Raw genomic sequence first — 6,577 nt, 5'->3', positions numbered from 1 at the left:
GACACCACAACAATGTATAACTGCAATTACGGCGGATTCGACTACGTCCGAATCCACTCGGAATTGCTAAAGTCTGTACCAAACCGAAAATTAACGCATACTAACCCGTAACTAACGGTTATACGAGGCCGTTCTACGCAATTTGACTAAACTAACCCAAGTAAGCAATGCACTCAATGAAAAGGACTATCAACTAAATTTTGTTTTAAACGAAAAATATAATGAATTAGTTTCGAATTAAACTAATCATAGAAAAAATGAGCCTTTATAAATCACTACTAATTTTATTCTTTGTTCTCTTAAGTAATGTGGGAAAATCTCAAAGTCAATTTGAACGAAAGGACTTGAATGAAAATATTGGCTCGACTTATCTAACTGAATATAAACAAGCCGAATATTATTTCGATCTTGTGCCTTTAGAAAACTCAAAATACAATTTTCATTTCCGATATATTAAATCTGGACAAATTATTGATTTGCATAAAGAAAATAACGGAGATTTTTCTGGTCAAATAGTTAATTTTATACAGGAAACTAAAGAAGCAAAAACAGAATATGGTTACAATGCGGAACCGATTAACTATGTATTCAATAAAGTTAAAATTGCAGATACATGCGCGACTAAAATTGGACAATATATTTTAAAAGAAAAAACTAATAAAATCCCAACTGATAGTTTGATACCAAAATGGAATTTTAACTGGCTGGACTGTGGAGCTATAAAATTCAAGTATAAATTAAAAGATAAAATCTCAAGTGGCACTTATACTTGTCCACAAAATCAGAATGACAGTATTAAATATGTTACTAATATTAAAAACTTGAAAGATACAGTAGCGAATATTTTAGAATTGAAAGCATCATTTGATGATTTTACAAATAAACTACCCAAAGGAGCATCTTATAAAATTGATGGTTGGATAACAATGTATAAGCTATCCGAAAAACAACTTGAATGGCACGAAAAAAATAAGCCAATGAGAGATTATTTAAAAACCATAAAAGATATAATCGACAATTATTTGGAACTTGAACTAAATAGACTGATACCAAATTCAGCAGATTTAGATTGTTTTGATGATTACCGACTGACTTTTAATAAGAACGGACGATTAAAAAATATGAAAGTTGATATGGGATTTTGGGAACGTATGTTTGACAAGGATTACCAAAAATGCAGACGAATTTTAAAGAAAGCCTTTAGAGAAATAAGGATTGATTTTATCGACCCAAAATATATGTTTTACAGAGATTTAAGTTTTGGCGGAAAAGAAATTCATATAACTGACCCAACATTATATTGAGCGAAAAAAATTGCGTAGAACAACGTATATAGCTTATAGCTGGTCAGTTGCTTAATCGAAGTTAAGGCATATTTGGAAAGTCGCTAAATTTTTAAATTTGACGATTTCCAAGTAAAAAGATAAATAGTAAAATTTAAAAATTCGGCTTGTGTTTAAACTTAAAAGTAACAGCTTATTTTCAGCGCTACTTTTCATATACAAGACCGTTAGGGCTAATTAAAAAAACATGAGAAATTCGATATTAATTATAATTCTATTATCATTATTCTCCTGTAATGAGAAGAAATCGTCAAAGAATAAAGTAATTGAGCAAAATGAAGTAACAAATAAAATTGACGTCTCAAATATCAATAAAGAGAATAACAGTAACTTCATAATTATCACACATGATTATAATTATGAAAAAGATTATTATAGAATAAATCTGAATGAATATAACTTAAAAGGAAATAAACTAAAATCAAATAAACGAAACCTGAGTTTTGGAAAGTACAAAGACGTACTAATGGGTGGAAAGTATAATACTTCTGGTGCCTATTATCCTGTTCAATTTGATAACAATCAAAATAAGATGTACATGTCAATTTATCGAGCCGATGAAATAGAAGGGACATTTGACTACAGTAAAATATTAGAATACAACCTTAAAAATGATTCTATTAGGGAAATCATATCATTTTCGGACTACTTTAATTCTTGGTATTTATCGGCATCAAACAAAAAGATATTTGGTTTTGATAACTCTATTAAGTCTCTAATATCTGTTGAACTTAATAATTCAAAAGTGGATACTTTATACACTTCTAATTCTTCATTTGAGGAAATTGAGTATCATTTAAATAAAGATAAATCTCTTGATGTGATAACATTTGATAGAGAAAGTGGGCTGACCAAATTTAATGTTGATATTAGCACAAATAAAACATTTAAAACAACTTTACAACCTTTAACATCCTTTTCAAGTTATCGAAAAGGAGTAATTCTTCAAACTTATAAAGACTTTACAAACAACATTGAAGAATTAAGAATTTATAAAAATTCAAAGAAAAAATCAATCCCATTTGATTTTAAAAATTTCAATACTTACTGGATAAATGATTTTGAATTTATTGTTATTAAAAAAGATGAAATTCAAAAAATTAATACTGATTTAGAAATAATTGATTCATTTAGCCATAATAAAATACATGTTATAGATGTAATTAGTGATTTGATATTTGTTTCTTATTATGAAAATAATGATAAAAAAATTAGCACTCTTAACTTTGATTTTGAAAACCTTGTTGAGATTCCAAATATTAAACCTGAGGAAATAGTTTCAATTATAGAAAATAACTAGCCCTAACACGGTGTATAAAAAATAGCTAATAAGTGCTTAACCGAAAGATTTGTATATTTAGAAAGTCCACCAAATTTTTAATTTGGCTTTTAAAAAGAGAAAATTAAAAACAAAATATAAAAATTCGGCTCTGTGTCAATCACAAAAGTTAGTGTCTTTTTGCACGCTACGTTTCATACACAAGTCCGTTGTAGTGCATTGGATGTAATGAAAGTAAAAGAACCAAAATTTAGATGCGAAACAGGTAATGCAATCATTGAACTAGCAGTGGAATTAGATTTACCTTATAATGACTGTATGCAGGACTGGTCATATGAAGTTGCAAAGCCAAATGAAATAGAAAAATATATTCGACATTATGACAAACTAATAGATGAAGATAAAAAGTTTGTATTGATGGAAATAATGATACAGGCAACAACTGATCAGGACAATGAATACGATTTAAAAAAATACTGGACAGAGTTAAAAACTAGATTATTATCTGATAAAGCAATCCACGAATACACTTTGTATTATTGGAGTTGCTTCGATAATGAAGATTTAAATTATTGCTGGGAAATTACTCCATTCGTTCGAAGTCTTTGGCAAGAAATAAGAAATGACAGATAAAAGTTCAGCAATATTAATAACAGAATCCTTCTTAAAAGGAAATGATACTTATCAAGACTATATAATAGATTTTGACAAGATTTTAGAAAGAGATACTCTTTGGTATATACCATTTAAAGAATCTATCCCTAATCCAAGTGATTTATTAGTTGGAGCTTATAATGGGATAATTGTAGATAAAAATTCGACTGATTATTTTCAACCTGGAAGTGCATTAGATTTAGAAAAATGGATGTATGGATTTAAAATAGGCCTTAGAGGAGGTCGATATGATCTAGTGATAGAAAAGATAAATGATTATAGATCCACATTAGAAATGTTAGATAAACTTAGACTTACATACGTAAAGATCGAGTTAGAAAACGGAACAGAATGGAAAATCCCAAAAGACTTTAAAAGGAAAGAAATAAAGAAGCGATTAGATAAAATGCCTTGTACTTTTAAAAATCAGGCTTTCACTTTTTTAATTGACGAATTTAGACAAATAAGAAATGAAAGAATGTTTGAGTATAGACTGTTGAGGACAGAGGACAGAAAACACTAAATCAAGCATAACTGACTAATCAATAGAAAGTTAAAAACGACACCACAACAATTTGTATATTGCATATGCCGCCTTCGGCAGGCAAACGCAACATACAAGGAACGTTATGTGCAAGCAAAAAAATACTTGTCAATTTTTCGGTTGCTGAACAAAATTCCTAGGCATTTCTTTGTATTATGGAATTACAAAAAAGCACATTATTACTTCTATTAGTAATATTACTACCAATTATTGCAATCGGACAAGAGCTGAAATCAAATGTATTTTTAAGAACACCACAGATCGTAAATTACAACTTCAATCAAGAAGACATATCATATAGTCCAGCTGTATCAATTGGACTAGGACTTTCGTATAAATCGAGTTTTATTGAATTGGCAACATTCATAAATGAAAATGATGTTTACGGATTCTATACGTTTTTTGGAACTACAATAAAAACAAAAGAACTAAACGGAAATTGGAAATTGAACACAAATTTGTTTGGAGAGATAACCTATGTGCCAAAACAATCTTTGACTTCAAATTCATTTACATATACTAGTGGTTTATGCTTCTTTTTTAATTACAGTTTAAAATGGGGTTCAATTGGATTTCCTTTATGTGTTGGAGCTGGATACAATGAAAAAACGATTAGTTTGAATACAAGAACAATTTTAAATATATCACTAAACCTTAATTAAAAATGGAATTTAAAAACTTACATAATCAAGAGAAACCATTATTAATCGGAAATGTTTGGGACGTTCCAAGTACTAAAACTGCCGAAAAACTAAATTTCCAAGCAATCGGAACTTCAAGTTCAGCAATTGCTCAGCTTTTAGGATATAATGATGGAGAAGAAATGGAGTTTTACGAAATGGAATATTTCGTAAAACGAATTGCACTTAACACAAATCTCCCGTTGTCAGTAGATTTAGAATCGGGATATAGTCGTAAACCAAAAGAAATAGCTAACCACATTAAAAGATTAGCTGAATTAGGTGTCGTTGGAATCAACATTGAAGATAGCTTGGTTAATAAAAAACGGATTTTATTAGATGCTAATAGTTTTGCACAAATATTAGCTGAAATAAAAGAACATTTAGAAAAAGATAATATTGATATTTTTCTAAATGTACGAACAGATACATTTATCCTACTTCAAGAAAACTTAATTGAAGAAACAAAAAAAAGAATTCAACTTTATCAAAATGCTGGAGCAGATGGAATTTTCATACCATGTGTTGAGAAAGAAAATGACATCAAAACAATTGTTGATTCAACGAATTTACCAATTAATATAATGTGTATGCCTAATCTTCCAGATTTTGAGACATTAACAAAATTAGGTGTAAAACGAATAAGTATGGGGAACTTCCTTTTTGACAAAATGTACAACGAATTTGAGCAAATAGTAAAAACAGTAGTAAACAAAGAATCATTTAACTCAATTTTTTAAATGCTTATAACAGACAACAAAAAAATAGAAACATATTACCAAGCATTATTAGAAAGAAAACAAAGTTTTGTTGGAATCTTTTTTGTTGGTGTAAAAACTACATTGGTTTTTTGTATCGCTACTTGCAGAGCACGTAAACCCAAAAAAGAAAACGTTGAATTTTTCACTACGTTTAAAGATGCTTTAGATAATGGTTATAGACCTTGTAAGGTTTGTAAACCAACAGAAAATGCAAATCAAGCACCAGAACAAATCGAAAATGCAATCAAATTAATTAAAAAAAATCCTAAAGTAAAAATAACAGATTATCAATTAAGACAAAAAGGAATTAGTCCAGAAGTCGTAAGGAGATGGTTTAAAAAGAATTATGGTATGACTTTTCAAGCCTACCAAAGAATGTATAGAATAAACAACGCCTTTCAAGAACTAAAACTCGGAAAAAACACTACAGATACTGCTTTTGATACAGGTTATGAATCATTAAGCGGATTTGGTTATACTTTTAAAAAACTAATAGGTAAATCACCTAATCAAAGCAAAGGAGGAAATCTAATTCTTATAAATCGTCTGACAACGCCATTAGGACCAATGTTTGTTTGTGCAACTGACAATGGAGTTTGTTTACTTGAATTTGTGGATAGAAGAATGCTTGAAACAGAATTTAAAGATCTACAAAAATTATTAAGCGCAAATATAATTTCAGGTGAAAATGAACATATCAAACAAGTAAAGAAAGAAATTAAGAAATATTTTGATGGTACAAGAAAGAGTTTTGAGGTACAACTTGTAACACCTGGAACCGATTTTCAAAATTCAGCTTGGAAGTGCTTACAAGAAATAGAATATGGAACAACAACAACTTATCAAGAGCAAGCCAAAAAGATAAATAATTCAAAAGCAATTAGAGCAGTTGCATCTGCAAATGGTTATAATAGAATTTCTATTATTGTACCTTGTCATAGAGTAATTGGAAAAGATGGGAAAATGACAGGATATGGCGGAGGAATCGAAAGAAAAAAATGGTTAATTGAACACGAACGGAATAATGCTAGCGCATAACAATGTATAAAAAACATAGGGCTTTATTCTTAAACGAAAGTTCTGTGCTTATTTACAAAGACCACTAAATATAAAATATGGCGTTTATAGTAAAAAAGGTAAAAGCAAAATATTTATACTTAACTAAGTAATTAATGTAAACGAAAGTGTTTATCACCTGCCCTATGTTTCTTATACTTAACGTTGTGTATAATGTTGAAAAACATCGAGAAGTTAATAAAAATCACGGATTATATTAAACGTTTACTAAGTAAATAAGTCTAAAAGCTAATCAAACT

General features: G+C 29.0%; 7 protein-coding genes. All 7 read left to right on the top strand.

The features are described 5' to 3' along the window. Positions 1-257: 257 nt before the first annotated feature. Positions 258-1,304 (top strand): hypothetical protein, encoded by a 1,047-nt coding sequence (locus Q1A01_RS17705; protein WP_299683629.1) that lies wholly within the window; start codon positions 258-260, stop codon positions 1,302-1,304. Positions 1,305-1,530: 226 nt separating this feature from the next. Next, on the top strand, positions 1,531-2,643 hold the full coding sequence (locus tag Q1A01_RS17700; protein ID WP_299683628.1) for a hypothetical protein: 1,113 nt from the start codon (positions 1,531-1,533) through the stop codon (positions 2,641-2,643). A gap of 132 nt (positions 2,644-2,775) precedes the next feature. Next, positions 2,776-3,255 carry a hypothetical protein gene (locus Q1A01_RS17695; RefSeq protein WP_299683627.1) on the top strand — a complete coding sequence of 160 codons (480 nt, stop codon included), beginning with the start codon at positions 2,776-2,778 and terminating at the stop codon, positions 3,253-3,255. Continuing rightward, positions 3,245-3,799 carry a hypothetical protein gene (locus Q1A01_RS17690; protein WP_299683626.1) on the top strand — a complete coding sequence of 185 codons (555 nt, stop codon included), beginning with the start codon at positions 3,245-3,247 and terminating at the stop codon, positions 3,797-3,799. Before Q1A01_RS17695 ends, Q1A01_RS17690 begins: the two co-directional genes overlap by 11 nt. A 176-nt stretch (positions 3,800-3,975) precedes the next feature. Further along, complete coding sequence (locus tag Q1A01_RS17685; protein ID WP_299683625.1) at positions 3,976-4,482, top strand: hypothetical protein; 507 nt, start codon at positions 3,976-3,978, stop codon at positions 4,480-4,482. 2 nt (positions 4,483-4,484) lie between these two features. After that, positions 4,485-5,240: an isocitrate lyase/phosphoenolpyruvate mutase family protein gene (locus tag Q1A01_RS17680; protein WP_299683624.1), complete on the top strand. Its 756-nt coding sequence runs from the start codon at positions 4,485-4,487 to the stop codon at positions 5,238-5,240. Then, positions 5,241-6,299: a methylated-DNA--[protein]-cysteine S-methyltransferase gene (locus Q1A01_RS17675; RefSeq protein WP_299683623.1), complete on the top strand. Its 1,059-nt coding sequence runs from the start codon at positions 5,241-5,243 to the stop codon at positions 6,297-6,299. It begins immediately after the preceding gene. Positions 6,300-6,577: the final 278 nt, after the last annotated feature.

The organism is uncultured Dokdonia sp. (genome assembly GCF_947492815.1).
Lineage (GTDB): Bacteria > Bacteroidota > Bacteroidia > Flavobacteriales > Flavobacteriaceae > Dokdonia.
The sequence above is the reverse complement of the archived record's forward strand: the minus strand, read 5'-3'. Positions and strand labels throughout refer to the sequence as shown.